This window comes from Bradyrhizobium sp. MOS003 (assembly GCF_003020125.1).
In the GTDB taxonomy this organism is placed as follows: Bacteria; Pseudomonadota; Alphaproteobacteria; order Rhizobiales; family Xanthobacteraceae; genus Bradyrhizobium.
The window spans coordinates 229,843-255,668 of sequence record NZ_PYFW01000001.1; the positions used below are offsets into that span (position 1 = coordinate 229,843).

The following is a 25,826-nucleotide window of genomic DNA, read 5'->3' on the forward strand; positions in this document are numbered from 1 at the left end:
CCCGGAAGCCAGATTCCGGGTCCGCGCCTCGCGCGCCGGGCAATGACGTCCTTGAGGCCCGATGGTCGCGCTGCGTGGAAAAGAGATCGACGCCTTCCTCGCCCGCCCCGATGCGGGCCGTCCGATCATCCTGCTCTACGGTCCCGATGCCGGCCTGGTGCGTGAGCGCGCCGATGCGCTGATCGCCTCTGCCGTCGATGATCCCAACGATCCATTCTCGCTGGTCAAGCTCGACGGCGACGAGCTCTCCGCCGAGCCCTCGCGCCTCGTCGACGAAGCCATGACGGTGCCGCTGTTCGGCGGCCGCCGCGCCATCCGCATCCGCGCCGGCTCGCGCAGCTTTGCCAGCGGCATCGACACCCTCGCCGAGATGAACGTGAGGGATTGCCGCATCGTGATCGAGGCCGGCGAGCTGCGCCCGGAATCGCCGCTGCGCAAGGCCTGCGAGCGCGCCAAAGCGGCCGTTGCAATCGGCTGCTATCCTGACACCGAGCGCGACCTTGCGAAGTTGATGGAAGACGAGCTCCGCGTCGCGAATTTGCGCATCGCGCAGGATGCCCGCGCGGCGCTGATGTCGTTCCTCGGCGGCGACCGCCAGGCCTCGCGCAACGAGCTGCGCAAGCTGACCCTCTATGCCCATGGCAAGGGCGAGATCACGCTGGACGACGTGATGGCGGTGGTTGCGGACGCATCCGAGCTCAAGCTCGACCCGATCGTCGACGGGGCCTTTACCGGCCGTCCCGACATCGTCGAGACCGAATTCGCCAAAGCCATGATCGCCGGCACTTATCCCGGCGTCATCATCTCCGCCGCGCAGCGCCAGGCTGCGTGGCTGCACAAATCCGCGCTCGCGATTGCCGACGGCCAGCCTGCTTCCGCCGTGCTCGACGGCGGCTATCCGCGCCTGCATTTCTCACGCAAGCCCGCGGTCGAAACGGCACTGCGCAATTTCAGCGCGGCACGACTCGCCGCCATCATCGAGCAGCTCGCGACCGCGGCGCTCGACACCCGCAAGCAATCGACGCTGGCGGCCGCCATCGCCCAGCGCACGCTGATGGCAATCGCCGCGAACGCGAAACGGCGCAGCTGAACCTCCACTCTCTCCACGTCGTTGCGAGAAGCGCAAGCGACGAAGCAAGCCAGGGTCTCTCCGCGGAAAGATCTGGATTGCTTCGCTGCGCTCGCAAGACGTGGAGAGTGCGGAGGGCCTAAAGCCCACCCTTCGCCAGCCGCTTCATCACCTCGTCGAGCTGATCGAGATTGCTGTAGCTGATCTGGACCGAGCCGCCGGGGTCGCGGTGATTGACGGTGACCTTGAGGCCGAGTGCGTCGCTGACGCGCTTTTCGAGATCGATCGTATCGGGGTCTTTTTCCTTGCCCCCGGTGGCGCGCGCCTTTTGCGGCTTGCGCTCCGGCACGCCCTCTTCATGCGCGAGTGCTTCGGCCTGGCGCACGTTGAGGCCCTCCTCGACGATGCGCTTGGCAGCCGCGAGCGGATCGGGCACGCCGATCAGCGCGCGAGCGTGACCGGCGGTCAGTTCGCCGGTCGCGATGAAGGCCTGCACTTCGGCCGGCAGCTTGGTCAGCCGCATCATGTTGGCGACATGGCTGCGGCTCTTGCCGACGACTTTTGCGATGTCTTCCTGGCTGCGTTTGAACTCGTTGGCGAGCGCGTGATAGCCCTGCGCCTCTTCCATCGGGTTGAGGTCTTCGCGCTGCACGTTCTCGACGATCGCGAACTCCAGCGCGTCGCTGTCGCTGATGTCGACCGGGACGATCGGCACTTCATGCAGGCCGGCCATTTGCGAGGCGCGCCAGCGCCGCTCGCCGGCGATGATCTCGAAGCGATCCTGCGCGCCTTTCACCGGGCGCACCACGATCGGCTGGATCACACCATGCTGCTTGATCGACTCGCTGAGTTCCTTCAGCTCGGTGTCCGAAAAGGTGCGGCGCGGATTGCGCGGATTGGCCTTGATGAACTCGATCGGCACCTTGCGCTGCGCGCGCGGCCGATCGACATGCTGAGCCTCGCCGCCGACATCACCGATCAGACTTGCAAGACCCCGGCCCAGTCGCGAACGCGCTTCGTCGGCCATCGCCAGCTCCCTTGGATTCACGCTGCAGCACTCCAGAACTCGTTTGAATCGAGGGGTGGGTTAGCCGAAGGCGTAACCCACCATTGTCAATTTCCGCGGAAGCAGAAGAGGTGGGTTACGCTTCGCTAACCCACCCTACGGCCAGAACGGCGTCTTCAATGCGTGACGCGTAGCTCGCGCTCGCGCTGGATCACTTCGGTGGCAAGCCGCAAATAGGCTTCGCTGCCGACGCATTTGAGATCGTAAACCAGCACCGGCTTGCCGTAGGACGGCGCCTCCGAGATGCGCACGTTGCGCGGGATCATGGTCTTGTAGACCTTCTCGCCCATGAACTGCCGGACGTCGGCAACGACCTGGTTGGAGAGGTTGTTGCGCGAGTCGAACATGGTCAGCACGATGCCGTGGATCGACAGGTTCGGATTGAGCGTCGAGCGCACCTGCTCCACCGTCTGCAAGAGTTGCGACAGGCCTTCGAGCGCAAAGAACTCGCACTGCAGCGGCACCAGGATCGCGTCCGACGCCGCCATCGCGTTCACCGTGAGCAGGTTGAGCGAGGGCGGGCAGTCGATCAGCACATAGGTGTAGTCGGCATCCGGCGAAACGTTGTTGTTGAGCGCGCCGATCGCATCACGCAGCTTGAAAGCGCGGCCGGGCGTGGTGCCGAGCTCGAGCTCAAGGCCGGAGAGATCCATGGTCGAGGGTGCGATGTGCAGCCGCGGCACCGCGGTCGACACCACGGCTTCACGCAAGCCGGCTTCACCGATCAGCACGTCATAGGTCGAGCAGGAGCGGTTGCGGCGATCGATGCCGAGGCCGGTCGAGGCATTGCCCTGCGGATCGAGATCGACGATCAGGACGCGCTCGCCGATCGCGGCGAGTGCCGTGCCGAGGTTGATCGCTGTGGTTGTTTTTCCCACACCGCCCTTCTGATTCGCCAGCGCCAGGATGCGCGGGTGACCGTGCGGGACCTCGGACGTCTTCTCTTGCTGCGGCTCGTCAATCACGCTCATCGAAATTCCCCACTTGGCCCCAGACGCCTCACCCGCGCCGTTCGATGGACATCAGCTCGACGATCCACCCGTCGCCTGTACGGCTTTTGTGGAGCTGTGGCTGAATATTCCAATATTTAGCGGCTTCGGTCAATTCAGCCTCTACATCTTGACCCTTGAGAAACAGCGCCTTTGCGCCTTGGCGCATCAGCGGCTCCGCAAAACCGATGAGTTGATGTAGCGGAGCCAGCGCACGCGCGGTCACGCAATCGACGGGGCCGGTGATTCTATCCACATTATCCCCGATCTCCGCCAGATGTACGACTCCCGGAGATGTAGTGACGCGAACCGCTTCGCGCAGGAATGCCGCCTTCTTGGCGATTCGCTCGACGAGATGGACGCTTGCGCCTGGGGTCCCGGCCATGGCGCAGGCGAGCACGACGCCGGGAAAGCCGCCGCCGCTGCCGAGGTCGGCCCAGCGCTTTGCCGCGGGGGCAAGATCGACAAGCTGAAGCGAGTCGGCGATGTGCCGGGTCCAGAGCTGCGGCAAGGTCGAGGGCGCAACCAGATTGGTCTTGGCCTGCCACTCGCGAAGCAGCGCGATATAGCGATCGAGCCGTGCCTCCGTTTCATGTGAAACGGGCGCGAGCTTCAGCGCCTCGCGCTTGTCGGCGGCGATGATTGAATCGAGCGCCTGATCGTTGGCGCCGGCCTTGTCGATCTTCGGTTTGGCCGGTCCCGATTCGGGCCGACGAACAGCGCCCTCGCCTCCTGACCGTCGCGTTAGCGGTCTGTCTCCGCCCGGTCCGCGCTGTTTCACGTGAAACGCCTATGCGATTGCTTTGGAGGTCTTCCGGGCCTCGCGGCGGAGATAGGCCGCGAGAATGCCGAGCGCAGCCGGCGTCATCCCGTCGATCCGGCCGGCCTGCCCGACCGTGAACGGCCGGGCCTTCTCCAGCTTGGCGCGGACTTCGTTGGAGAGCCCAGGTACCCGCTGATAATCGACCTCGGACAGGACCAACCCCTCGTCTCGCCGGAAGGCTTCGACGTCGGCGCTCTGGCGCTCGAGGTAGACATCATACTTGGCGTCGATCTCGAGATGGGTGGCGATGACAGGATCGATGGCGGACAGCTCCGGCCAGATCGCGCGGACCTGGCTCCAGCCGATGTCAGGATAGGCCATCAGCGAGAACGCCGACCGTCGCTGGCCGTCCCGATTCAAGGATAGTCCGTGCTTGATAGCTTCGTTCGGGGTGATTGCCAGCGACTTCGACAGCGTTCGAGCCGCATTCAAAGCGCCCATCTTGGCGCGGTGATGCTGAGTCCTTGCGCTTCCGACGCAACCGAGGGCAATACCCTTCTCGGTCAGGCGCTGATCCGCATTGTCGGCCCGCAGCGTCAGCCGATATTCCGCTCGTGACGTAAACATCCGATAGGGCTCGCTGATGCCGCGGGTGACGAGGTCGTCGATCATCACACCGAGATAGCCGTCAGCGCGGTCGAACACGGTCAGTGCGGCTCCGCTCGCAGCAAGCGCCGCGTTCAGGCCGGCCACGATGCCCTGCCCGGCGGCCTCTTCATACCCGGTGGTGCCGTTGATCTGTCCGGCGAGGAACAGGCCACGCAGACGCCTGGTCTGGAGGGTCGGATCGAGCTCGCGCGGATCGATGTGGTCGTATTCGATGGCATAGCCCGGACGAACCATCTTCACCCGCGCCAGGCCGGGAATGGTGGCAAGGATCGCGAGCTGGACCTCCTCCGGCAGCGAGGTCGAGATGCCATTGGGATAGACGGTGCTGTCGTCGAGGCCCTCAGGCTCCAGGAAGATCTGATGGCCGTCGCGGTCGCCGAAGCGGACGATCTTGTCCTCGATCGAGGGGCAATAGCGCGGGCCGGAGCTCTTGATCTGGCCGGAATACATCGGGGAGCGATGGACATTGGCCCGGATCACGTCATGGGTAGCAGCCGTGGTCCGCGTGATCCCGCACTGGATCTGCGGCGTCGTGATCCGCTCGGTCATCACCGAGAACGGCTCAGGCGGCTCGTCTCCGGGCTGCATCTCGACCGCCGACCAGTCGATCGTGGTGCCGTCGAGACGCGGCGGAGTACCGGTCTTGAGTCGTCCGAGGGTGAAGCCGGCGCGCTCAAAGGACGCGGAAAGACCCATCGCGGGCGCCTCACCGACGCGGCCGGCGGGCCAGTTCTTCTCTCCAAGATGGATCAGACCGCGAAGGAAGGTGCCTGTGGTGACAACAACAGCCCCTGCCCGAAGCTCTCGCCCGTCGGCCAGGCGCAAACCGGTGACGCGGCCATCGGCCACGATCAGCTCGTCTGCCTCGCCTTCTATGACCGAGAGACCCTCGGTCTGCCGGATCGCGGCCTGCATCGCGGCGGCATAAAGCTTCCGGTCAGCCTGGGCTCGAGGGCCTCGGACCGCAGGACCCTTCCGGCGGTTGAGGACACGAAACTGGATGCCGCCGGCATCGCCTACGCGACCCATCAGGCCATCCAGCGCATCGACTTCGCGAACGAGATGTCCCTTACCGAGACCGCCGATCGCAGGATTGCAGGACATCGCGCCGACAGTAGAGAAACGATGCGTCACCAGAGCCGTCGCAGCACCCATCCGCGCAGATGCAGCCGCGGCCTCACAGCCGGCGTGGCCGCCGCCAATCACAATGACGTCGAAGCTCTCTCGCTCTGTTCGCATGGCTGAACTTCTAGCTCAGGGGCGGCTGGGCCGGAAGTGGAAACTCGCGGCGCGGGATGTTTCACGTGAAACACCGATCTCGGCCGAGGCAATTTTGTGAAAACAACCCCATGCACAGTAGAACGGGCATTGAATTGTCTCGTGTTTCACGTGAAACGAAGCTGGGCCTCACGCCGGAAAAGCGCCTTATGGCCTTGGATTAGAGCCCAACCCCCAGTCCTTGGGAGCACAGCAAGCGATCTAAGCTTTACGCACCTACGGCCTTCGTCCAGCGGCTCGTCATGATAAGGAGAGGCCCCGCCTTAAAACGGGCCGGACTGGCGGAGAGAGGACTTTGATCGGCCCCGCCACTCAGCTGATTAATGTTCCACGTGAAACAGCGGGTGGATTTAGCGCAGGCGACAGAACCTAAGTTCCGAATTACGCTTCACATCCCGACGAAAGACTGTGGGTTCCCGAAGATACGGTGATGGATGTTTCACGTGAAACGAAGCAACGGAACAAGCGCTAGTTCTACAATCAAGAACTAGTTCTACTTTCCGATACAGAACTTCTGAAAAATCGCGCCCAAGACGTCTTCGACGTCCACTCGGCCAAGCAGCCGACCCAAGGCATGAGCCGCGGCGCGCAGCTCCTCGGCCGCCAGCTCCTCGCCGTCTTCTACAAGGTCCAGACTCCGGCGCAAGCTCTCTGATGCCCGGTTCAACATGTCGCGCTGGCGGGCCCGGGTCACGACTGCGCCCTCGGTGGCTCCGAAAAACTCGGACGCGAATGTCACCAGCGCGTCGACCAGCTCGGGGATGCCATCGCCACGCCTCGCCGAGATCCCGAACTCACCGCTCGGTCTGGTACCGCCAGCCACGAGATCAATCTTGTTGCGGACGATCCAGACCGATCCTTCTAACCGATCGCTGTCCCCGGATTTCCAAAGGGAGCGCATCGCGCCCGCATCGACCGCTTGCTCCCCCTCCACCAGCCACAGCACGAGGTCGGCACCCTCGGCCCGCGTTCGCGCGCGACGAACGCCCTCCTGCTCGACCGGATCGTCCGTCTCGCGAATACCGGCGGTGTCGATGACCGTGACGGGATATCCATCGAGATCTAGCTGGACCTCGATAACGTCACGCGTGGTGCCGGCATGCGGCGAGACAATTGCGACCTCGCGGCGTGCGAGCTGATTGATCAACGTCGACTTGCCGACATTGGGCTCACCGGCGATGGCAACCACGAGGCCATCGCGCAGGCGTTCAGAATGTCCCTGTGCCGCGAGGGCTTTTGTGATTTCACCGTGCAGCGTTTCGATCGCCTTGATCGCCGGCGCCCTCAGCTCCGCCGGCACATCGCCCTCATCGGAAAAATCAATCCCGGCTTCGATCAGCGCCGACGCCTCGATGACGCGCTCGCGCCAGTCGCGGGCGCGATCCCCGAGCAGGCCTTGTAGCTGCCGCAGCGCCTGGCGACGCTGGCGGTCCGTGTCAGCGTGGATGAGATCGTCGAGGCCCTCGGCTTCGGTGAGATCAAGCTTGCCGTTCTCGAAGGCGCGCCGGGTGAACTCGCCCGCCTCGGCAGCTCGAATATTCGGAATTAAAGAAATTTCGGAAAACAGCACCGAGAGCACGGCGCGGCCGCCATGAACGTGGAATTCGGCGATGTCCTCGCCGGTCGCGCTGGCCGGACCTGGAAACCACAGCACAACCGCATCGTCGATCGGCTCACCCGTGCCGCCACGAAGCAGGCGGTGACTGGCCTGCCGCGGCGCCGGCAGCTTCCCCGCCAAGGTCGTCAGTGCCAAGCCGGCTTGCGGACCCGAGACGCGCACAACGGCGATCGCACTCGGCGTCCGGCCGGACGACAGCGCAAAGATGGTCTGGTCTTGCGGATGCATGGCCTATTTGTCCGGCTGGCGACGAAAAGGCAAACGGACCTTTCCTTGACCCGGCGGTCCGTTTTGCTGCGCCTTTGCCGCAGCAAAGATCATGCTGCATTGCAATATAATCCCGGCCATCTGCTGAAAAACCTCGCCCGCTTCGAGGATATCTGCCAGATCCTGTCAATAATTATGTAGTTTCATCAACGTCTTCCTTGAAGCTCGGATCTGCGCTTCGACACAGCTCTATGCTGCGCTTTCGCCGCAACCAAGCCGCACAACGAAAAAGGGCGCCCGAAGGCGCCCTCTAACTGATTGCTGCACTGCACTCAGGTGTTCATGGAGTCGAAGAACTCCGAATTGCTCTTGGTCGAGCGCAGCTTGTCGAGCAGGAAGTCGATCGCGTCCATCGTGCCCATCGGGTTGAGGATGCGGCGGAGCACGTACATTTTCTTGAGGACCTGCGGATCGGTGATGAGCTCCTCCTTGCGGGTGCCGGAGCGCGAAATGTCGATCGCCGGGAAGGTGCGCTTGTCCGAGACCTTGCGGTCCAGGATTAGCTCCGAGTTACCGGTGCCCTTGAACTCTTCGAAGATCACTTCGTCCATGCGGCTGCCGGTATCGACCAGCGCGGTCGCGATGATGGTCAGCGAGCCGCCCTCCTCGATGTTGCGCGCGGCACCGAAGAAACGCTTCGGCCGCTGCAACGCATTGGCGTCGACACCGCCGGTCAGCACCTTGCCGGATGAGGGAACCACGGTGTTGTAGGCGCGGCCGAGGCGGGTGATCGAATCGAGCAGGATCACGACGTCGCGGCCGTGCTCGACCAGGCGCTTGGCCTTTTCGATCACCATCTCGGCGACCTGGACGTGACGCACCGCGGGTTCGTCGAAGGTCGAGGACACGACCTCGCCCTTCACCGAGCGCTGCATGTCCGTGACTTCTTCCGGACGTTCGTCGATCAGCAGCACGATCAGATAGCATTCGGGATGGTTGTGCGTGATCGAATGCGCGATGTTCTGCATCAGCACGGTTTTACCTGTGCGCGGCGGCGCCACGATCAGTGCGCGCTGGCCCTTGCCGATGGGCGCGACGATGTCGATCACCCTTGCAGAAAGGTCTTTTCGCGTCGGATCGTCGATTTCCATGCGGAAACGCTGATTCGGAAACAGCGGCGTGAGGTTGTCGAAATTGACCTTGTGCTTGGCCTTTTCCGGGTCCTCGAAATTGAGCGTATTGACCTTCAGCAGCGCGAAATAGCGCTCGCCCTCTTTCGGGCTGCGGATGTGACCTTCGATGGTGTCGCCGGTCCGCAGGCCGAAACGTCGGATCTGCGACGGCGAAACGTAGATGTCGTCCGGGCCCGGCAGATAGTTCGCATCGGGCGAGCGGAGAAAGCCGAAGCCGTCGGAGAGCACCTCGACGACACCCTGGCCGACAATGTCGGTCTCGGCGAGCGCGAGCTGCTTGAGGATGGCGAACAGCAGTTCCTGCTTGCGCATGGTGCTGGCATTCTCGACCCCATTCTCCTCCGCGAACGAGACGAGCTCGGCCGGCGTTTTGGACTTGAGGTCTTCGAGTTTAATTTCCCGCATTGGGGTGGTCCTGTGGGGTAACCTTGGGAGGGGGTGCGAGGAGGCTCTGAAATGCGGACGCGAGAAGGTAAGGTCCGCAGGTCTGGCAAGGTTAAGTGCCGATGAGGCTTCAAACCTGATGCGGTGTCCGGCCTCTGGAAAGCTCAGACACAACCACATCCGCCTGCGTTGGGTGGGATATCGACAATATAGAAAATCGCTCGCCACTCCGCAAGCCGAAGCGCTGAGCGTTTCGCAGCGCTGTGCCTAGAACGGCTTCACAATCACCATGACGACGATGATGATCATCAAAATGGTCGGCACCTCGTTGATAATCCGATAGAATTTCTGGGTCCGCGGACGCCGGTCGGCGGCGAAGTCCTTGACCCAGCGGGAAAAAAAGCCGTGGACCCCCGACATCGCCAGGACCATTGCCAGTTTTACGTGCAGCCAGCCGAATGGAAACCAGTGGCCGGACCACGCAAGGTAGAGCCCGGCGAGCCAAGTGACGATCATGGCGGGGTTGATGATCGCCTTGAGCAGCCGGCGTTCCATGATCTTGAACGTTTCCGACTGCTTCGAGCCGATCTCAGCCTCGCAGTGATAAACGAACAGCCTCGGCAGATAGAGCATGCCGGCCATCCAGGAAATGACCGCGATTACATGCAGAGCCTTGATCCAGAGATAGACGTCTTCGAACATTCCCGGCGTCCACCTTTTTCGCCCAGCCTTCCGGCAGTCTGGGGATAGTAAGAACTCGTTAAGGTCTCACCTGCACACATATCTCTCTGGAGCGACCTTCTCCAATAAAAGAATCTTAGATTCTTAAGGTTTGAGTCTATGTGACCGTGGATAGGACTCATGAAATTCTGTCCGCGCGATCACGCGCGCTTGTTCACATCCATCAACATGTCCCGGATGGTTCCCGTCGAACCCGATAAATAGTCCGGACTCAAAGGCTTGCGCAGCTTTATCCGCAGCCTATCAAGGGGCTTGTCCGCCCAATCCCACTTCCGATATCGCGAGGCGGCGGAGTTGTTCTGACGGGCAGTGGTGTGAAGAAAATTGGCACTTGTCCCGCCCCCGGTGTCGCACAACGCTTTCCGAGGGGTTAAGGTCCACAGAAATCCACAAACCACACCGTCCTCATACAAAGAGTTTTTGTGCCGACCTCGAGCAATTATTTCCATCTGCACCTCGTGTCAGACTCGACCGGCGAGACGCTGATCACGGTGGCGCGCGCCGTCGCTGCGCAATATGCCAACGTCACCCCCGTCGAGCATGTCTATCCGCTGGTGCGCAGCCAGAAGCAGCTCGACCGCGTGCTCGACGAGATCGAGGAAGCGCCGGGGATCGTGCTGTTCACGCTGCTGGAGAAGGATCTGGTCTCCAGGCTCGAGGACAAGTGCAAGGGGATCAATGTTCCGAGCCTGTCGATCATCGGGCCGGTGATGCAGCTGTTCGAAGCCTATCTCGGAGCTGCGACCACAGGCCGCGTCGGCGCCCAGCACGTCCTCAATGCGGAATATTTCAAGCGCATCGACGCGCTGAACTACACCATGATCCACGATGATGGTCAGCATGTCGAAGGTCTCGACGATGCCGACGTCGTCCTGGTCGGCGTGTCCCGCACCTCGAAGACGCCGACGTCGATCTATCTCGCCAATCGCGGCATCCGCACGGCCAACGTGCCGCTGGTGCCCGGCATTCCTGTGCCGGAGCAATTGGGGAAGCTGACGCGGCCGCTGGTGGTCAGCCTGCACGCGACGCCGGAACGCCTGATCCAGATTCGTCAGAATCGCCTGCTCTCGATGGGGTCCGACTCCGGCAACGAGACCTATACCGACAGGCAGTCGGTGACCGAGGAGGTCGCGTTTGCGCGCAAGCTCAGCGCCAAGCACGATTGGCCGCTGCTCGACGTCACGCGTCGCTCGATCGAGGAAACCGCGGCGGCGATCATGAAGCTCTACAGCGATCGCCAGCGCAACCGGCCTTCCGGATAGTCTTTGCGATGGGTCTGTGGCTCGGCAAACATCCGTTGATCCTGGCCTCGCAAAGCAGTGCCCGGAAAATGCTGTTGTCCAATGCCGGGCTGGAGTTCAAGGCTGTTACCGCCGATATCGACGAGCGCGGCATTCAACTGGCTTCAGCGCTTTCAAATCCGCGCGAGATCGCTCTGCTGCTGGCGCGCGAAAAGGCCAAAGCGATCTCGGCCGGTTATCCCGGGAGCTACGTGATCGGGGCCGATCAGACCTTGGCTCTTGGCAATCGTCTTTTCAACAAGCCCGCGGGCCGTCCGCAGGCATTGGTGCAATTGCGCGCTCTCGCCGGCAATAGCCATGAGCTGAATTCCGCCGTGGCCGTGGCGCATGGTGGCCAGGTCGTTTTCGAAGACGTCTCGGTTGCCCGCATGACCATGCGAGAGATGACCGAGGACGAGCTTTCAGCCTATCTGGACGCTGCCGGCGACGCCGTCACCACCAGCGTCGGCGCCTATCAGCTCGAAGGCCTGGGCATCCATCTGTTCGAGCGGATCGAGGGCGATCATTTCACCATTCTCGGCCTGCCGCTGCTGCCGCTGCTTGCGTTCCTGCGACGCGAACGGCTAGTTGCCGTGTGAATGACAGACAGGGCTGGGCGCTGATGCGGATCCTTGGACTGACCGGTTCGATCGGGATGGGGAAATCCACCACCGCGAAACTGTTCGCGGAGGCCGGTGTGCCCGTCTACGATGCCGATGCCGCCGTGCATCAGCTCTATGAAGGCGAAGCGGCGCCCGCGATCGAGGCTGCCTTTCCCGGTACCACCGTGCACGGCAAGGTGGACCGGCCAAAACTGTCGGCGCGCGTCGTGCATGATCCCGCGGCCATCAAGCAGCTCGAGCAAATCGTCCATCCGATGCTCGGCGCGTCCCGGCACAAGTTCTTCGCCGAGGCGGAAGCGGCCAAGGCGCCCGTCGTGGTGCTGGACATTCCGCTGCTTTTCGAGACCGGTGGCGAGAAGCGCGTGGACGCCGTGGTCGTGGTCTCGACCTCGCCGGAACTCCAGCGTGAGCGGGTGCTGGCGCGCGGCACCATGGACGAAGCCAAGCTCGATGCCATCATCGCCAAGCAGACGCCCGACGCCGAGAAGCGCAAGCGGGCCGATTTCGTGGTGGATACGTCGCACGGACTTGAACCGGTGCGCGCGCAAATCGCCCACATCCTGGCCGAGGTGGTTAAGATGCCGCAGCGGCGGACCTGATTCGCCGTCTTACTCGGCCTTCCGATCATGCGCGAAATCGTTCTCGATACCGAAACCACCGGCCTCGATCCGCTTCGCGGTGATCGCCTGGTCGAAATTGGCTGCGTCGAGATGCTCAACCGCATGCCGACGGGACAGACCTACCACGTCTATATCAATCCTGAACGGGACATGCCGGCGGAAGCCTTTGCGGTGCATGGGCTGTCGGCCGAATTTCTGTCGACCAAACCGCTATTCCATGAGGTCGCCGATGCGTTCCTGGAGTTCATCGGCGATGCGCCGCTGGTGATCCACAACGCCTCCTTCGATATCGGCTTCATCAATGCCGAGCTCGACAGGATCAAGCGCGCGGCGATCCCGCGCGAACGGCTGGTCGATACGCTGCTGCTGGCGCGCCGCAAGCATCCCGGCGTGTCCAACCGGCTCGACGATCTCTGCTCACGCTATGCGATCGACAACTCACGCCGCACCAAGCACGGCGCCCTGCTGGACGCCGAGTTGCTGGCCGAGGTCTATGTCGATCTGGTCGGGGCGCGGCAGTCGCAGCTGCTGCTGGCTTCGGACGCTCAGGAGATTCGCGTCAATGCGGCTGGCGATGCGCCGCGGCGGCAACGGCTGGTGCCGCTTGCGCCGCGGGTTTCCGATGCTGAGCGCGAGGCCCACCGGGCCTTTATCGCGACGCTCGGCGACAAGGCGATCTGGAACGAGTTTTTGCCCGCTCCAGCTCCTCCGGCTGGTTAGGCCTGGCCGCTCGGCTGAGCGGCCATTTGCCGCTCCATGTTCTGACGATAGAGACCGACGAAGTCGACGGGATCCAGCATCAGGGGCGGGAACCCGCCGTCGCGCACCGCCGTCGCAATGATCTCGCGGGCGAACGGGAACAGCAGACGCGGACACTCGATCATGACCAGCGGATGCAGGTTCTCCTTCGGCACGTTGGCGATGCGGAACACGCCGGCATAGGCGAGCTCGAACGAGAACATGATCTTGCCCGCGGTCTCGGCCTTGCCCTCCACCGACAACGTCACCTCGAACTCCTGTTCGCTGAGGTTGTTGGCGCTGACATTGATCTGGATGTTGATCTGGGGGGGCTGGCTCTGCTGCTGGAGCGAGCCGGGCGCGTTCGGATTCTCGAACGAAAGGTCCTTGGTATATTGCGCCAGCACGTTGAGCTGGGGAGCCTGGGCCGCCTCGGGAGGGGTGCCGTTACCGTTGGTCATGAGAGTCTCTCCTTACCCGATTTGGGCTGAATTTCGCGGCGGTTGGCTAACATAGGGCCGCCTCATTCCACAAGGACGAACGGTCCCGGAGGCGGGATTCCGGCCGCGCCGCAACTGCAGCGTCGATCCGGCCCTTTCCGCGAAACTTCGCCTTAAATGATTGAAGATGCGCGATTTCCGGGCAGGATCGGGTTTCCCCTTAAGCATAAAACGCGCTACACTCGGTGCTGTGCCAAAAGGCGCCATTGGCCGGGCAAGATTTCGTGCCTACATCCCACGGACCTGACGCGGACCTAAAATGGTGATGTAGACTTGCCGTTTCCGTATGGAACGGTCTACTGGCCGGATTGATTTTCCCGGCGACGACCCCAAAGCGTAGACTCAGAGCAAAGACCAGAAAGCGAATCCGACGTGGACATCTACACCATCATCTTCCTGGCGCTGGCGGTCTTCATCTTTCTGCGGCTGCGCAGCGTGCTCGGGCAGCGGACCGGAAACGAGCGGCCGCCGTTCGATCGGACCGCCGCCCGCAATGCGCTGGGGGGTGCCCAGGACAACAACGTCGTGACCATGCCGGGCAAGGTGATTGACCAGGCCCCGCTGGCGCCGACGGCCGAGCCGACCCCGCCGTCCGATCGCTGGAAGGGCCTGACGGAGCCGGGCACCGCACTGGCGCAAGGCCTCGACGCCATTGTCGAGAAGGATTCCACGTTCGACCCGCGTCATTTCATCTCGGGCGCCAAGGGTGCCTACGAGATGATCGTGCTGGCCTTTGCCAATGGCGACCGCCGCGCGCTGCGCGACCTGTTGTCGCCGGACGTCTATGACAGCTTCGAGGCCGCAATCAAGGAACGCGAGACGAAAGAGCATAAGACCGAGACCCGCTTCGTCTCGATCGACAAGGCCGAGCTCGTCGGCGCCGAGCTGCGCGACCGGACCGCCCAGCTCACGATCCGCTTCGTCTCGCAGATGATCTCGGCGACAAGAGACAAGGCCGGCAACATCGTCGACGGCAGCGCCGACACGGTTGCCGACATCACCGACATCTGGACTTTCGCCCGCGACATCACCTCCCGCGATCCGAACTGGAAGCTGGTTGGCACCGGAAGCGCGAATTAAGGTCTTTCTGAAGACCGGCGCGACCGCGCTTTGCGCAGGCGTCGTCGCGCTGTCCTCGTTTTCGCTCGGCGCCGAAGCGGCGCGGCGCCACTATCGCAGCCATCACCATCATACCCCGCAATTGCCCGCTGCTCCGGCGCGGGCCTTGCCCTACCCGCAGCTGCCGCTGCCGTTCGAAATACCGGGCGCGCAATATCTGCCGCTGGCCTGGGCGGACGTGAAGGGCTGGAGCGATGACAATCACCTTGCGGCCTACAAGACGTTTCGCGCCAGCTGCAAGCCGATCAATGCACAAAACGGCGCGACTGAGCCGAAGGCCGAATCAAAAGCAATCGGAGGCTCGCTGAGCGAACCTTGCCGGGCGGCGAAGTCGCTCGAGCTCGCTGACGACGCCACAGCAAAGACCTTCTTCGAGGAGAATTTCGCGCCGCTGCGAATCTCCCGCCTCGGCGAGCCCGACGGCTTCGTCACCGGCTATTACGAGCCGGTGCTGGAGGGATCGCGTACGCCGACCGACGTCTTCAACGTGCCGGTCTATCGCCGCCCTTCGAACCTGTTCGTGCGCGGCTACAAACAGGACTCCGTCAGCCTGCCCAACAAGGGCCCGGTCTATCGCAAGATCGGCCGCCGCAAGCTGGTGCCCTATTACGACCGTGGCGAGATCGAGGACGGCAAAATCGCCGGCCGCGGGCTCGAGATCGCCTGGCTGAAGGATCCGACCGATCTGCTGTTCGCGCAGATCCAAGGCTCGGCGCGGATCAAGTTCGACGACGGCAGCTCGGTTCGACTCAACTACGACGCCTATAACGGCTATCCCTACACCGCCGTCGGTCGCATCCTGATCGAGCGCGGCATCATCCCCCGGGAAGAGATGTCGATGCAGAAGATCAGGGAATGGATGACGCAGAATCCTGATGGCGCCAAGGAGCTGCGCCGCGCGAACCGCGCTTACATCTTCTTCCGAGAGGTCAACCTCTCCGACAAGGACGAGGCGGTGGGCGCGCAAGGCATTCCGTTGACCGCCGGACGCTCCATCGCCGTCGACAAGTCGCTGCATGTCTACGGGACGCCGTTCTTCATCGAGGGCGAATTGCCGATCGAATCCGATCGCGCCAAGACGCCGTTCCATCGGCTGATGATCGCGCAGGACACCGGCTCGGCCATCATCGGTCCCGCGCGCGCCGATCTCTTTTTCGGCGCCGGGCAGGAAGCCGGCCGCGTCTCCGGTCGGCTGCGCCATCCCATGCATTTCGTGATGCTGGTGCCGAAGGGCCTCGATCCCTCGGCGCGAGCTGCGCGGCTGCCGGTGCCTGATCCGCGTCCCTCGGAGAAAATCGCAAAGCTGTTTCCGCAAACCGATCCTGGGAAGGAAACGGCGAAGCCGGCCGCCGCGGCCGGCCCCGCGGAGAGCAAGAGCGACACGGTCGCCATCGCGGGTCCAGTCCCGCTGCCGGCGCCGCGTCCGGTGATCGAGGCCGATCGCGAACCGCAGCGGCCAGCGAAGAAGCGTCCCCATCGGCAGCAATGAAGCGATCGTCCCGTCCGCCCGTGCTGGAGCCTCGCCCCTCGCCGCGCCGCCGCGCGCTGAGCGAGGAGGAGCGCGCGCTGTGGGAGGGCGTTGCTAAACAGGTCAAGCCGCTGAGGAAGCACCGCGCGGCGAAGGCGCATGCCGCTCCAAGCACCGAGCCTTCGCCCGCAACACCGGTCACGCGGCCTGCGTCATCGCCACGGCCGGTTGCGGCTGCACCGGCACCGCGCGCGGCAAAACCGGCCGTCCCGCCCCTGGCGCCGCTCGGCAAGCGCGAGCGGACGAAACTCTCGCGCGGCCGCAGCGAGATCGAGGCGCGACTCGATCTGCACGGCATGACCCAGACCCGCGCGCATCGCGCTTTGACCGGCTTCCTGCACCGCGCCCATCACGACGGCCTGACATTCGTGCTCATCATCACCGGCAAGGGCCGCAGCGGCGGCGAAAGCGGCGTGCTGCGCCGTCAGGTGCCGGAATGGCTGAGCCTGCCGGAATTCCGCAGCTTCGTCGTCGGGTTCGAGACGGCCCATATCGGTCATGGCGGCGAGGGCGCGCTGTATGTGCGGATCAGGCGGGCGAGGTTCTAGAACGGCCGGATGATTCCGACGCGCGGGATCAGCGTCAGGATCAGGCCGAAGATGCTGGTGTTCCGATCCTCGGCCGGGATCAGCGGCGCTTCATGTTTGGCCGGCAGCATCTTCACCGCGTGCAGGATCAGGAACATGCAGACCGCCCAGTTCGAGATCCAGCGCGAATAGTCGAACACCATCGCGAACATCACGAGGTAAGCGAGGCTGACACCGATCAGCGCCGCGAGCACGAGGCGGCGGTGCGTCTCGCTTGCGAGCGCGCCGATCAGGTTTCCGAAGAAGCGCCACAGCGGCGTGTGCAGCCAGATCAGCAGCGCAAACACGGGCACGCCGAGGATGTTGTGCGGCAGGCGGGCCCAGGTGTCCGAGATTTCCTTGGCCAGCGGCTGGTACCAGATATAGGCGAATTGCAGCAGATCGGTTCGCGACGGATCGGCCATCCGCGTTTTCAGGTACGCAACGAAGTCGGCTTCAGGGACCGGCATCGTTCCCAAGAATTGGGCCGCAAAGAACAGTACCGCGACGATGGCAAGTGCGGCGATGCCGAAGGCGACATTGCCGCGGTTGAGTCCGCATGCGAGATAGTGCCTGATCACCACGATGGTGACGATCGTCGGCACATACATCAGCAGATGAATGTGGTGGATCAGGACGAGAGCGATCGAGAACAATGCTGCCGTTGCCACGAACAGCAATGAGCCAGCCGGCATCAGCAGCAGGATGATCGCCAGCGCACAGCCATAGATGTCGAAATGGCCGAGCGTGTGCATGAAGTTCTTCAGGAAGAACGGCGAGCCCGCGATGAAGACGAACAGCGGCAGCGTTTTCGCGGTGAAGCCAAAGCTCTTCTGAAACAGCCTTGCGTAGAGCGCCAGCGTCACCAGCCAGGTCACCCCGCCGATCGCGAACACGAGCCAGACCGGCACCTTGTCCGTGAACAGCGCGACGATCGCCCCGATCAGTGCGCGCTTGATGAAGCCGAAATGGTAGTCGACCAGGAGATGGATATAGGGGACGTAAGGCGGCAGCTGGATCTTGTGGACGAACACGCCGGCGATCACCGCCGCGTTGATTACCAGCAGGAGCCGCCAGGGATTTTGCAGGATGCGTACGGTCACGCCGCATCAATAGCGTGACCGCTCCAAATTACAAAATGAACCGGCTCAGATCGGCGTTCTTGGCGAGGCCGCCGACGTGCTTCTGCACGAAATCCGCATCGACCCTGACGGTCTCGCCGCTGCGGTCGGGAGCGGTGAAGGAGATATCGTCCAGCACCCGCTCCATCACGGTCTGCAGCCGCCGCGCGCCGATGTTTTCGACGGTGGAATTGACGGCGACCGCGACGTCGGCGAGCGCGTCGATGGCGCCGTCGGTGATATCGAGCGCCACGCCCTCGGTCTGCATCAAGGCGACATATTGCTTGATCAGCGAGGCCTCGGGCTCGGTCAGGATTCGGCGCATGTCGTCGCGGGTCAGCGCCTGCAATTCGACGCGGATCGGCAGGCGGCCCTGCAATTCCGGCAGCAGGTCAGAGGGCTTGGCGACGTGGAAGGCGCCGGAGGCGATGAACAGGATGTGGTCGGTCTTCACCGCGCCGTGCTTGGTCGAGACGGTAGTGCCCTCGATCAAGGGCAGCAAATCGCGCTGCACGCCCTCGCGCGAGACGTCGCCGCCGGCACGGCCTTCGCGCGCGCAGATCTTGTCGATCTCGTCGAGGAACACGATGCCGTTGTTCTCGACCGCGTTGATCGCCTCCAGCGTCAGCTGATCGGTGTCCAGCAGCTTGTCGGACTCCTCGTTGACAAGGATCTCATGCGAGCCCTCGACCGTCAGCCGCCGCGTCTTGCTGCGACCGCCGAGCTTGCCGAAGATATCGCCGATCGAGATCGCGCCCATCTGCGCGCCCGGCATGCCCGGGATTTCGAACATCGGCATGCCGCTGCCGGACGACTGTGTCTCGACCTCGATTTCCTTGTCGTTGAGCTCACCGGCCCGCAGCTTCTTGCGGAAGGATTCGCGCGTCGCGGAAGAGGCGTTGGCCCCCACCAGCGCATCGAGCACACGTTCCTCGGCGGCGAGCTGCGCGCGGGCGTGCACGTCCTTGCGCTTCTTCTCGCGAACCTGGGCGATCGCGACCTCGACGAGATCGCGCACGATTTGCTCGACGTCGCGGCCGACATAACCGACCTCGGTGAATTTGGTCGCTTCCACCTTGAGGAACGGCGCATTCGCAAGCTTGGCGAGTCGCCGCGCAATTTCCGTCTTGCCGACGCCGGTCGGGCCGATCATCAGGATGTTCTTCGGCAGCACCTCTTCGCGCAAGGAGCCGGTGAGCTGCTGCCGCCGCCAGCGGTTGCGCAGCGCGATCGAGACGGCGCGCTTGGCATCGGCCTGGCCGACGATGAAACGGTCGAGTTCGGAAACGATTTCGCGGGGAGAGAAGTCTGTCATGGGACCTTAGCTAGGGTCAGATGCGGGGTAGGACAAGCCGGATTTTGCGTCAGATGATGGGCGGGCCGGATTGCCATTGCTTTACGGCCTCGATCGGATGGATCAGCATCAGGATGTTGAGTGTCAGATTGTCGCGAATGTGCAGCGCCAGCATGAGCTCGAAGGCGAGTCCGAGCAGGATCGTCACGCTGACAGGCAGCACGCGTGCGGCGAGGAACCCGAGCACCATGGACAAATTGTCAGAGACCGAATTGACGATGCTGTCGCCGAAATAATCCAGCGAGATCGTACCGGCGCGGTAGCGCTCGATGATGAAGGGCGAGTTCTCGACGATCTCCCAGGCGCCTTCGATCAGCATGGCGATGATCAGTCGCGCCGGCCAGGAGAGAGGCAGGAACGGCAGGCGCACGAACAATAGCCAGGTCAGCCCGTAGAACAGGAGGCCGTGCAGCACGTGCGAGAAGGTGTACCAGTCGGCGATGTGCTGGGAATTCTCCGAGCTGTTCACCACGCCGTGCCACAGCTTGACATAGCCGCAGGTGCAGATCGGCACCCGCCCCATCGCGAACAGAATCGCGGCCTGCAGCGCCAGCAGGAGCAGCGCGATGCCGACCCAGTAGGCTGGGGGGATCGCAGTCGTGGTGTGTTGCTTCGTGGTGTGGGCAAGGGTCATCGTACGCGCATCATCGCAGCGAGAAGCCGTCGCGGCAACCACAGCGGCGCTGCGCATCTCTCTCCCGCCTGCGGGAGAAAGCTGTCTCCGCAGAGGGATTCCCCCAGAGGAGTAAACCCTCACCCGGCGCTTCGCGCCGACCTCTCCCGCAAGCGGGAGAGGTTACAGCGAGTGTGCGGATCCAGTGCTCAGACAAATGACTTAGCCCGCCGCCAGCGCTTCGATGGTGACGTTGCGGTTGGTGTAGACACAGATGTCGGCGGCGATGTCGAGGGAGCGGCGGACGATGGCCTCGGCGTCCTTGTCGGTGTCGAGCAGCGCCCGTGCCGCCGCCAGCGCGTAATTGCCGCCGGAGCCGATCGCCATGACGCCGGCCTCGGGTTCGAGCACGTCGCCGGTGCCTGTCAGGACCAGGGAGACGTCCTTGTCGGCTACGATCATCATGGCCTCCAGCCGCCGCAGATAGCGGTCGGTGCGCCAGTCCTTGGCGAGCTCCACCGCGGCCCGGGTCAGCTGCCCCGGATATTGCTCGAGCTTGGCCTCCAACCGCTCAAACAGGGTGAAGGCATCGGCCGTCGCGCCGGCAAAGCCGCCGATCACGTCGCCCTTGCCGAGTTTCCGGACCTTTTTGGCGTTGGACTTGATGACCGTCTGGCCGATCGAGACTTGGCCGTCGCCGCCAACCACCACCTTGCCGCCCTTGCGGACCGTCAAGATCGTGGTGCCGTGCCAGCCCGGCGAGCTGTTCTGGGAAGCCTGCATGAATGATCCTCGTTATCCGCCTGATTTAGGCGGTCCGGCCCAGGCGCACAACGGGCCGTTCCGGGCCGAATTTCGCTCACCATAGGTGGAAGTGACGGCCTGCCAAGGCGATCCCGCGGTAGCGAAGGCGTCATTTGGCTGTTAAAAGACCGGCGTTTTCGGCCCCGAGCCAGGATGAGAGCTAGTTTCAATGCGCACCGCGACGATCAAGCGCAAGACCAAGGAAACCGAGATCGAGGTCACCGTGAACCTCGATGGCACCGGCGTGGCGGATATCGCGACCGGCATCGGCTTTTTCGACCATATGCTCGATCTCCTCGCCCGCCATTCCCGCATCGACCTCACGGTCAAGGCGGTCGGCGATTTGCACATTGATTATCACCATACCACCGAAGACACCGGCATCGCGCTCGGCCAGGCGGTCAGGCAGGCGCTCGGCAACATGGCGGGCATCACCCGCTATGCCGGCGTGCACATGCCGATGGACGAGACGCTGTCGCGCGTGGTCATCGACATCTCGGGCCGCCCGTTCCTGGTGTTCAAGGCCGACTTCCCCCGCGACAAGATCGGCGAGTTCGACACCGAGTTGGTGCGCGAGTGGTTCCAGGCTTTTGCCATGAATGCCGGCGTGACTCTCCACGTCGAGACCCTATATGGCGATAACAGCCACCATATCGCCGAGTCCTGCTTCAAGGGGCTGGCGCGGGCGCTGCGCACCGCGGTCGCGATCGATCCGAAGGCGGCGGGAGAGATCCCGTCCACCAAGGGCTCGCTCGGCGGCTGACGTCTTTCGGCCGGCGGCACGCGCCGCTTGCGGCATCACTGAATTCTTGGGAACGGGGCATCACCATGCCTGTCTATACAGTTCATGCTCCCTCCCCCAGCGGAGCCGATCTGCGCGCGACCGACAAGTTCGTGTTCGTGCGCGACGGATTCCATTTCTGGGCGATGATCTTCGGTCCGCTCTGGCTGCTGTGGAACGGGCTGTGGCTGGCGCTGATCGGCTTTCTGGTGTTCGTCGCAGCGTTCAATGCCGGACTGTCGAGCCTCGGCGTCGGGCGTGGTTCGATCTTCTTCGCCGATCTGATTGTCGCGCTCCTGATGGGCCTCGAAGCCTCGAGCCTGCGCCGCTGGACGCTGTCGCGCGGAAAATGGCGTCAGCTCGACGTGGTTGTTGCCGACGACGAGGACACCGCCGAACGCCGCTTCTTCGAGCGCTGGAGCCAGAAGCAGCACGGCATCGTCAACGATCAATGGGCCGTCGATCGCGGTGGCCCGCCGCCGACCCGCAGCGTGCCGGGTCAGCAATTCTCGAACCCGCCGCCGATTCCGGCCGGCGGCATCATCGGGTTGTTTCCAGAACCGGGAGGGTCAAGATGAGCGTCGCCATCATCGATTACGGTTCCGGGAATCTGCATTCCGCCGCCAAGGCGTTCGAGCGCGCTGCGCGCAGCCTCGAAAATCCGCAAAAGGTCTTCGTCACCAGCGATCCCGATCAGGCCTACGAGGCCGATCGTCTGGTGCTGCCAGGCGTCGGCGCCTTTGCCGATTGCCGGCGCGGGCTGGATGAAGTCAACGGCATGGTCGAGGCGATCACCGAGGCGGTGCGGGTCAAGGCGCGGCCGTTCTTCGGCATCTGCGTCGGCATGCAGCTGATGGCGAGCCGCGGCAAGGAGCATGTCATCACCGAAGGCCTGAACTGGATCGGCGGCGACGTCGAGAAGATCACGCCGCGCGACGAGAGCCTGAAGATCCCGCACATGGGCTGGAACACGCTCGACCTGCTGCAGGAGCACCCGGTGCTGAACAAGCTGCCGCTCGGCCCGAAAGGCCAGCACGCTTATTTCGTGCACTCCTATCACCTCAATGCCGCCAACGAGGCGGACGTGCTCGCGCGCGCCGACTACGGTGGGCCCGTCACCGCCATCGTCGGCAAGGACACCGCAATCGGCACGCAGTTTCACCCCGAGAAGAGCCAGCGCTTTGGCCTCGCTCTGATCTCGAACTTTTTGCGATGGAAACCGTGATTCTCTTTCCTGCGATCGACCTCAAGAACGGCCAGTGCGTGCGCCTCGAGCAGGGCGACATGGCACGTGCGACCGTGTTCAACCTCAATCCGGCGGCGCAGGCGCAGAGCTTCGTCGAGCAGGGTTTCGAGTATCTCCACGTCGTCGACCTCGACGGTGCGTTCGCCGGCAAGCCGGTGAATGCCGAGGCCGTCGAGGCGATGCTGAAGACGATCAGGATTCCGGTGCAGCTCGGCGGCGGCATTCGCGATCTCAAGACCGTCGAAGCCTGGCTCGACAAGGGTATCACCCGCGTCATCATCGGCACCGCCGCGGTGCGCGATCCGGAGCTGGTGAAGGCTGCCGCGAAGAAATTCCCAGGCCGCGTCGCGGTCGGGCTGGACGCGCGCGACGGCAAGGTCGCGGTCGAAGGCTGGGCCGAGACTTCGCAAGTTACAGTGCTGGAGATCGCAAGACGCTTCGAGGATGCCGGCGTTGCCGCCATCATCTTCACCGACATCGCGCGCGACGGCCTGCTCAAGGGCCTGAACCTCGATGTGACCATTGCGCTGGCCGACGCCATCTCGATTCCCGTGATCGCTTCCGGCGGCCTCGCCTCGATCGAGGACGTCAAGGCCATGCTGACGCCGCGCGCCAAAAAGCTTGCCGGCGCGATTGCCGGCCGCGCACTCTATGACGGCCGGCTCGATCCCGCCGCCGCCCTCAATTTGATCCGCAACGCGCGTGCGCCTGGGAGCTGACACATGTTCAAGGTGCGCGTGATCCCCTGCCTCGACGTCAAGGACGGCCGCGTCGTCAAGGGCGTCAACTTCGTCGATCTCAGGGATGCCGGCGACCCCGTCGAAGCGGCGATCGCCTATGACGCCGCCGGCGCCGACGAGCTCACCTTCCTCGACATCACCGCGACCCATGAGAACCGCGGCATCATGCTGGACGTGGTCCGGCGCACTGCGGAGGCCTGCTTCATGCCCGTGACCGTCGGTGGCGGCGTGCGCGAGGTCAACGACATCAAGACGCTGCTGCGCGCGGGCGCCGACAAGGTCTCGATCAACAGCGCCGCAGTATCACGTCGCGAGTTCGTGAAGGAAGCAGCCGAAAAATTCGGCGAGCAGTGCGTGGTGGTTGCGATCGACGCCAAGCGCGTCAAGCGCGCCGGCGGCGACCGCTGGGAGATCTTCACCCATGGCGGGCGCAACTCGACCGGCATCGACGCCATCGAATATGCCCAGGAAGTGGTCTCGCTTGGCGCCGGTGAGATCCTGCTGACCTCGATGGATCGCGACGGCACCAGGCAGGGATTCGACATCCCGCTGACCCGGGCGATCGCCGACAGCGTTACCGTGCCCGTGATCGCCTCGGGCGGCGTCGGCAATCTCGACCACCTCGTCGACGGCATCCGCGACGGCCACGCCACGGCCGTGCTAGCCGCCTCGATCTTCCATTTCGGGGAATTCACCATTCGTGAGGCCAAGGAGCACATGGCCCGGCGCGGGTTACCCATGCGCCTGGATGCCTGACGACTCCGCTTCATAAAAATGCTACACAGGCCGCCGGGGATTTGGCCTCTGGCTTTGTGTGTTTCCGAGTAATTCCGATGCCGCGTTTCACGATCCACGATCTGGCCGAGACCATCGATGCCCGCGCCGCGGCCGGCGGCGAGGTGTCCTATACCCGCAAGCTTCTCGACAAGGGCGCCGAGCATTGCGCCAAGAAGTTCGGTGAGGAAGCAGTCGAAACCGTAATCGCAGCAGTCGAAAACGATCGCGCGCATCTGATCGCTGAAAGTGCCGATCTGCTCTATCACTTCCTTGTGCTGCTCAAGTCCCGCGGCGTAAAGCTGGAAGAGGTGGAAGCCACGCTCGACAAGCGTACGAATATGTCGGGGTTGGAAGAGAAAGCGTCGCGTAAGGGCTGACATAAGCTCCAACGGAGAAGGTTGCGTCATGGATATCCGCGCACCCGAGCAGCAGTATAATCCGTACCGCATCTATTCGCGCGAGGAGTGGGCACGTCTGCGCGACGATACGCCGATGACGCTGGAGCCGGGCGAGTTCGACCGGCTGCGCTCGCTCCACGATCGCCTCGATCTCAAGGAAGTCGAGGACATCTATCTTCCGTTGTCGCGCCTGCTCTCGATCTATGTCGATGCGATGCAGCGCCTGTATTACGCGGAGCGCCAGTTTCTCAACATCCGCGATCGCAAGATGCCCTACATCATCGGCGTCGCCGGTTCGGTCGCGGTCGGAAAATCCACCACCGCCCGCGTGCTCCAGGCGCTGCTGGCGCGCTGGTCGCCGCGTCCGAAGGTCGAACTGATCACCACCGATGGATTTCTCTATCCCAATGCCGTGCTCGACCGGCAGGGCATCATGCAGAAGAAGGGCTTTCCCGAGAGCTACGATCTGCCGCTGCTGCTCAGCTTTCTGTCCGACATCAAGTCCGGACGCCGCAACGTGCGCGCACCAGTCTACTCGCATCTGACCTACGACATCGTTCCCAACCAGTGGGCCGAGATCGACCAGCCCGACATCCTGATCGTGGAAGGCGTCAACGTGCTGCAGACCGGCAAGCTGCCGCGCGACGGCAAGGCCGTGCCCGTCGTCTCCGACTTTTTCGACTTCTCGGTCTATATCGACGCCGACGAGGCTTCGCTGCGGCGCTGGTACATCCGGCGTTTCCTGTCGCTGCGCGACACCGCGTTCGTCGATCCGAAGTCCTACTTCAACCGCTACGCGCTGCTGTCGGACGAAGAAGCCACCGCGACGGCGATCGCGATCTGGGAGCGCACCAACCTCGCCAATCTCGAGGACAACATCCTGCCCACCCGTCCACGCGCGACGCTCATCTTGAAGAAGGGCGCCGACCACACCGTCGAGAGCGTGGCGCTCAGGCGGCTGTGATCTGAGCGGGCCAAGGTCCTGCCCTGTTCGAGCAGGGTATCTTTTGTTGCAGACCGGCGATAGGTATTCGGCTATGA

Annotated in this window: 27 protein-coding genes; 15 read left to right on the forward strand and 12 right to left on the reverse strand. The window is 63.4% G+C overall.

Annotation, left to right across the window (positions count from 1 at the left end):
• Positions 1-61: 61 nt before the first annotated feature.
• Positions 62-1,090 carry a DNA polymerase III subunit delta gene (holA, locus tag C7G42_RS01125; RefSeq protein WP_106947280.1) on the forward strand — a complete coding sequence of 343 codons (1,029 nt, stop codon included), beginning with the start codon at positions 62-64 and terminating at the stop codon, positions 1,088-1,090.
• 118 nt (positions 1,091-1,208) lie between these two features.
• Here the strand turns inward: holA and C7G42_RS01130 are convergent, their stop codons facing one another.
• The 7 genes from C7G42_RS01130 to hemJ all read right to left on the reverse strand — a co-directional run bounded on the left by C7G42_RS01130 (position 1,209) and on the right by hemJ (position 9,938).
• The gene (locus C7G42_RS01130) at positions 1,209-2,096 is read right to left on the reverse strand and encodes a ParB/RepB/Spo0J family partition protein (protein ID WP_199580587.1); all 888 of its coding nucleotides are present in this window, start codon (positions 2,094-2,096) and stop codon (positions 1,209-1,211) included.
• A 155-nt stretch (positions 2,097-2,251) separates the two neighbouring features.
• Entirely contained in the window at positions 2,252-3,106 is an 855-nt protein-coding gene (locus tag C7G42_RS01135) for a ParA family protein (RefSeq protein WP_106947282.1), read from the reverse strand.
• A 28-nt stretch (positions 3,107-3,134) separates the two neighbouring features.
• Positions 3,135-3,767: a 16S rRNA (guanine(527)-N(7))-methyltransferase RsmG gene (gene rsmG / locus C7G42_RS01140; protein WP_245427595.1), complete on the reverse strand. Its 633-nt coding sequence runs from the start codon at positions 3,765-3,767 to the stop codon at positions 3,135-3,137.
• 147 nt (positions 3,768-3,914) lie between these two features.
• Positions 3,915-5,795 carry a tRNA uridine-5-carboxymethylaminomethyl(34) synthesis enzyme MnmG gene (gene mnmG, locus C7G42_RS01145; RefSeq protein WP_106947284.1) on the reverse strand — a complete coding sequence of 627 codons (1,881 nt, stop codon included), beginning with the start codon at positions 5,793-5,795 and terminating at the stop codon, positions 3,915-3,917.
• 532 nt (positions 5,796-6,327) lie between these two features.
• Complete coding sequence (mnmE, locus tag C7G42_RS01150) at positions 6,328-7,680, reverse strand: tRNA uridine-5-carboxymethylaminomethyl(34) synthesis GTPase MnmE (RefSeq protein ID WP_106947285.1); 1,353 nt, start codon at positions 7,678-7,680, stop codon at positions 6,328-6,330.
• A gap of 311 nt (positions 7,681-7,991) precedes the next feature.
• On the reverse strand, positions 7,992-9,257 hold the full coding sequence (rho, locus tag C7G42_RS01155) for a transcription termination factor Rho (RefSeq protein WP_008133567.1): 1,266 nt from the start codon (positions 9,255-9,257) through the stop codon (positions 7,992-7,994).
• A 246-nt stretch (positions 9,258-9,503) separates the two neighbouring features.
• Positions 9,504-9,938, reverse strand: a complete 435-nt coding sequence (gene hemJ / locus C7G42_RS01160) for a protoporphyrinogen oxidase HemJ (RefSeq protein WP_106947286.1) — start codon at positions 9,936-9,938, stop codon at positions 9,504-9,506.
• A gap of 461 nt (positions 9,939-10,399) precedes the next feature.
• Between hemJ and C7G42_RS01170 the strand changes: the two genes are divergently transcribed.
• From C7G42_RS01170 to dnaQ, 4 genes are read left to right on the forward strand one after another with little or no spacing between them, the layout of a single operon-like run.
• Complete coding sequence (locus tag C7G42_RS01170; RefSeq protein ID WP_106947288.1) at positions 10,400-11,239, forward strand: pyruvate, water dikinase regulatory protein; 840 nt, start codon at positions 10,400-10,402, stop codon at positions 11,237-11,239.
• 8 nt (positions 11,240-11,247) lie between these two features.
• Positions 11,248-11,856 (forward strand): Maf family nucleotide pyrophosphatase, encoded by a 609-nt coding sequence (locus tag C7G42_RS01175; protein ID WP_106947289.1) that lies wholly within the window; start codon positions 11,248-11,250, stop codon positions 11,854-11,856.
• 23 nt (positions 11,857-11,879) lie between these two features.
• Positions 11,880-12,479 carry a dephospho-CoA kinase gene (coaE, locus tag C7G42_RS01180; RefSeq protein ID WP_106947290.1) on the forward strand — a complete coding sequence of 200 codons (600 nt, stop codon included), beginning with the start codon at positions 11,880-11,882 and terminating at the stop codon, positions 12,477-12,479.
• Positions 12,480-12,506: 27 nt separating this feature from the next.
• Positions 12,507-13,220, forward strand: coding sequence for a DNA polymerase III subunit epsilon (gene dnaQ / locus C7G42_RS01185; RefSeq protein ID WP_106947291.1), 714 nt, complete (start codon positions 12,507-12,509; stop codon positions 13,218-13,220).
• Here dnaQ and secB read toward each other — a convergent pair.
• Positions 13,217-13,699: a protein-export chaperone SecB gene (gene secB / locus C7G42_RS01190; protein ID WP_106947292.1), complete on the reverse strand. Its 483-nt coding sequence runs from the start codon at positions 13,697-13,699 to the stop codon at positions 13,217-13,219. The two genes, dnaQ and secB, sit on opposite strands and share 4 nt — an antisense overlap.
• Before the next feature lie 411 nt (positions 13,700-14,110).
• Here secB and C7G42_RS01195 point away from each other — a divergent pair, with 411 nt between their 5' ends.
• From C7G42_RS01195 to C7G42_RS01205, 3 genes are read left to right on the forward strand one after another with little or no spacing between them, the layout of a single operon-like run.
• Complete coding sequence (locus tag C7G42_RS01195; RefSeq protein ID WP_106947293.1) at positions 14,111-14,818, forward strand: Tim44/TimA family putative adaptor protein; 708 nt, start codon at positions 14,111-14,113, stop codon at positions 14,816-14,818.
• Positions 14,796-16,346: a murein transglycosylase A gene (mltA, locus tag C7G42_RS01200; RefSeq protein WP_199580588.1), complete on the forward strand. Its 1,551-nt coding sequence runs from the start codon at positions 14,796-14,798 to the stop codon at positions 16,344-16,346. The genes C7G42_RS01195 and mltA overlap by 23 nt, the downstream gene beginning before the upstream one ends.
• The gene (locus C7G42_RS01205) at positions 16,343-16,933 is read left to right on the forward strand and encodes a Smr/MutS family protein (protein WP_106947294.1); all 591 of its coding nucleotides are present in this window, start codon (positions 16,343-16,345) and stop codon (positions 16,931-16,933) included. The genes mltA and C7G42_RS01205 overlap by 4 nt, the downstream gene beginning before the upstream one ends.
• Here the strand turns inward: C7G42_RS01205 and C7G42_RS01210 are convergent.
• The 4 genes from C7G42_RS01210 to hslV form a co-directional block, all read right to left on the reverse strand.
• Complete coding sequence (locus C7G42_RS01210) at positions 16,930-18,054, reverse strand: hypothetical protein (RefSeq protein ID WP_106947295.1); 1,125 nt, start codon at positions 18,052-18,054, stop codon at positions 16,930-16,932. The genes C7G42_RS01205 and C7G42_RS01210 overlap by 4 nt on opposite strands.
• 28 nt (positions 18,055-18,082) lie before the next feature.
• Positions 18,083-19,387: an ATP-dependent protease ATPase subunit HslU gene (gene hslU / locus C7G42_RS01215; RefSeq protein WP_106947296.1), complete on the reverse strand. Its 1,305-nt coding sequence runs from the start codon at positions 19,385-19,387 to the stop codon at positions 18,083-18,085.
• 49 nt (positions 19,388-19,436) lie between these two features.
• A complete protein-coding gene (locus tag C7G42_RS01220; protein WP_106947297.1) occupies positions 19,437-20,060 on the reverse strand; it encodes a DUF2585 domain-containing protein in 624 nt (207 codons plus the stop codon).
• A gap of 201 nt (positions 20,061-20,261) precedes the next feature.
• Positions 20,262-20,822, reverse strand: coding sequence for an ATP-dependent protease subunit HslV (gene hslV, locus C7G42_RS01225; RefSeq protein WP_106947298.1), 561 nt, complete (start codon positions 20,820-20,822; stop codon positions 20,262-20,264).
• A gap of 190 nt (positions 20,823-21,012) precedes the next feature.
• Here hslV and hisB point away from each other — a divergent pair, with 190 nt between their 5' ends.
• The 7 genes from hisB to coaA all read left to right on the forward strand — a co-directional run bounded on the left by hisB (position 21,013) and on the right by coaA (position 25,749).
• Positions 21,013-21,606: an imidazoleglycerol-phosphate dehydratase HisB gene (gene hisB, locus C7G42_RS01230; protein ID WP_106947299.1), complete on the forward strand. Its 594-nt coding sequence runs from the start codon at positions 21,013-21,015 to the stop codon at positions 21,604-21,606.
• 65 nt (positions 21,607-21,671) lie between these two features.
• Positions 21,672-22,202, forward strand: a complete 531-nt coding sequence (locus C7G42_RS01235; RefSeq protein WP_106947300.1) for a DUF2628 domain-containing protein — start codon at positions 21,672-21,674, stop codon at positions 22,200-22,202.
• Positions 22,199-22,849 (forward strand): imidazole glycerol phosphate synthase subunit HisH, encoded by a 651-nt coding sequence (gene hisH, locus C7G42_RS01240; RefSeq protein ID WP_106947301.1) that lies wholly within the window; start codon positions 22,199-22,201, stop codon positions 22,847-22,849. Before C7G42_RS01235 ends, hisH begins: the two co-directional genes overlap by 4 nt.
• Positions 22,846-23,589: a 1-(5-phosphoribosyl)-5-[(5-phosphoribosylamino)methylideneamino]imidazole-4-carboxamide isomerase gene (gene hisA / locus C7G42_RS01245; protein WP_106948801.1), complete on the forward strand. Its 744-nt coding sequence runs from the start codon at positions 22,846-22,848 to the stop codon at positions 23,587-23,589. The genes hisH and hisA overlap by 4 nt, the downstream gene beginning before the upstream one ends.
• Positions 23,590-23,592: 3 nt before the next feature.
• On the forward strand, positions 23,593-24,366 hold the full coding sequence (gene hisF, locus C7G42_RS01250; protein WP_106947302.1) for an imidazole glycerol phosphate synthase subunit HisF: 774 nt from the start codon (positions 23,593-23,595) through the stop codon (positions 24,364-24,366).
• A 77-nt stretch (positions 24,367-24,443) separates the two neighbouring features.
• Complete coding sequence (locus C7G42_RS01255; protein ID WP_106947303.1) at positions 24,444-24,764, forward strand: phosphoribosyl-ATP diphosphatase; 321 nt, start codon at positions 24,444-24,446, stop codon at positions 24,762-24,764.
• A gap of 28 nt (positions 24,765-24,792) precedes the next feature.
• The gene (gene coaA, locus C7G42_RS01260) at positions 24,793-25,749 is read left to right on the forward strand and encodes a type I pantothenate kinase (protein ID WP_106947304.1); all 957 of its coding nucleotides are present in this window, start codon (positions 24,793-24,795) and stop codon (positions 25,747-25,749) included.
• Positions 25,750-25,826: the final 77 nt, after the last annotated feature.

What these genes read in the sequence shown, in the direction of transcription:
- C7G42_RS01235 (WP_106947300.1), top strand. Translation starts at nt 21,672, where the DNA reads ATGCCTGTCTATACAGTTCATGCTCCCTCCCCCAGCGGAGCCGATCTG.
- C7G42_RS01175 (WP_106947289.1), top strand. Translation starts at nt 11,248, where the DNA reads ATGGGTCTGTGGCTCGGCAAACATCCGTTGATCCTGGCCTCGCAAAGC.
- hisB (WP_106947299.1), top strand. Translation starts at nt 21,013, where the DNA reads ATGCGCACCGCGACGATCAAGCGCAAGACCAAGGAAACCGAGATCGAG.
- C7G42_RS01255 (WP_106947303.1), top strand. Translation starts at nt 24,444, where the DNA reads ATGCCGCGTTTCACGATCCACGATCTGGCCGAGACCATCGATGCCCGC.
- C7G42_RS01220 (WP_106947297.1), bottom strand. Translation starts at nt 20,060, where the DNA reads ATGACCCTTGCCCACACCACGAAGCAACACACCACGACTGCGATCCCC.
- coaA (WP_106947304.1), top strand. Translation starts at nt 24,793, where the DNA reads ATGGATATCCGCGCACCCGAGCAGCAGTATAATCCGTACCGCATCTAT.
- rho (WP_008133567.1), bottom strand. Translation starts at nt 9,257, where the DNA reads ATGCGGGAAATTAAACTCGAAGACCTCAAGTCCAAAACGCCGGCCGAG.
- hemJ (WP_106947286.1), bottom strand. Translation starts at nt 9,938, where the DNA reads ATGTTCGAAGACGTCTATCTCTGGATCAAGGCTCTGCATGTAATCGCG.
- hisF (WP_106947302.1), top strand. Translation starts at nt 23,593, where the DNA reads ATGTTCAAGGTGCGCGTGATCCCCTGCCTCGACGTCAAGGACGGCCGC.
- hisH (WP_106947301.1), top strand. Translation starts at nt 22,199, where the DNA reads ATGAGCGTCGCCATCATCGATTACGGTTCCGGGAATCTGCATTCCGCC.
- C7G42_RS01205 (WP_106947294.1), top strand. Translation starts at nt 16,343, where the DNA reads ATGAAGCGATCGTCCCGTCCGCCCGTGCTGGAGCCTCGCCCCTCGCCG.
- C7G42_RS01135 (WP_106947282.1), bottom strand. Translation starts at nt 3,106, where the DNA reads ATGAGCGTGATTGACGAGCCGCAGCAAGAGAAGACGTCCGAGGTCCCG.
- secB (WP_106947292.1), bottom strand. Translation starts at nt 13,699, where the DNA reads ATGACCAACGGTAACGGCACCCCTCCCGAGGCGGCCCAGGCTCCCCAG.
- holA (WP_106947280.1), top strand. Translation starts at nt 62, where the DNA reads ATGGTCGCGCTGCGTGGAAAAGAGATCGACGCCTTCCTCGCCCGCCCC.
- C7G42_RS01130 (WP_199580587.1), bottom strand. Translation starts at nt 2,096, where the DNA reads ATGGCCGACGAAGCGCGTTCGCGACTGGGCCGGGGTCTTGCAAGTCTG.
- hslU (WP_106947296.1), bottom strand. Translation starts at nt 19,387, where the DNA reads ATGACAGACTTCTCTCCCCGCGAAATCGTTTCCGAACTCGACCGTTTC.
- hslV (WP_106947298.1), bottom strand. Translation starts at nt 20,822, where the DNA reads ATGCAGGCTTCCCAGAACAGCTCGCCGGGCTGGCACGGCACCACGATC.
- mnmG (WP_106947284.1), bottom strand. Translation starts at nt 5,795, where the DNA reads ATGCGAACAGAGCGAGAGAGCTTCGACGTCATTGTGATTGGCGGCGGC.
- dnaQ (WP_106947291.1), top strand. Translation starts at nt 12,507, where the DNA reads ATGCGCGAAATCGTTCTCGATACCGAAACCACCGGCCTCGATCCGCTT.
- mnmE (WP_106947285.1), bottom strand. Translation starts at nt 7,680, where the DNA reads ATGCATCCGCAAGACCAGACCATCTTTGCGCTGTCGTCCGGCCGGACG.
- coaE (WP_106947290.1), top strand. Translation starts at nt 11,880, where the DNA reads ATGCGGATCCTTGGACTGACCGGTTCGATCGGGATGGGGAAATCCACC.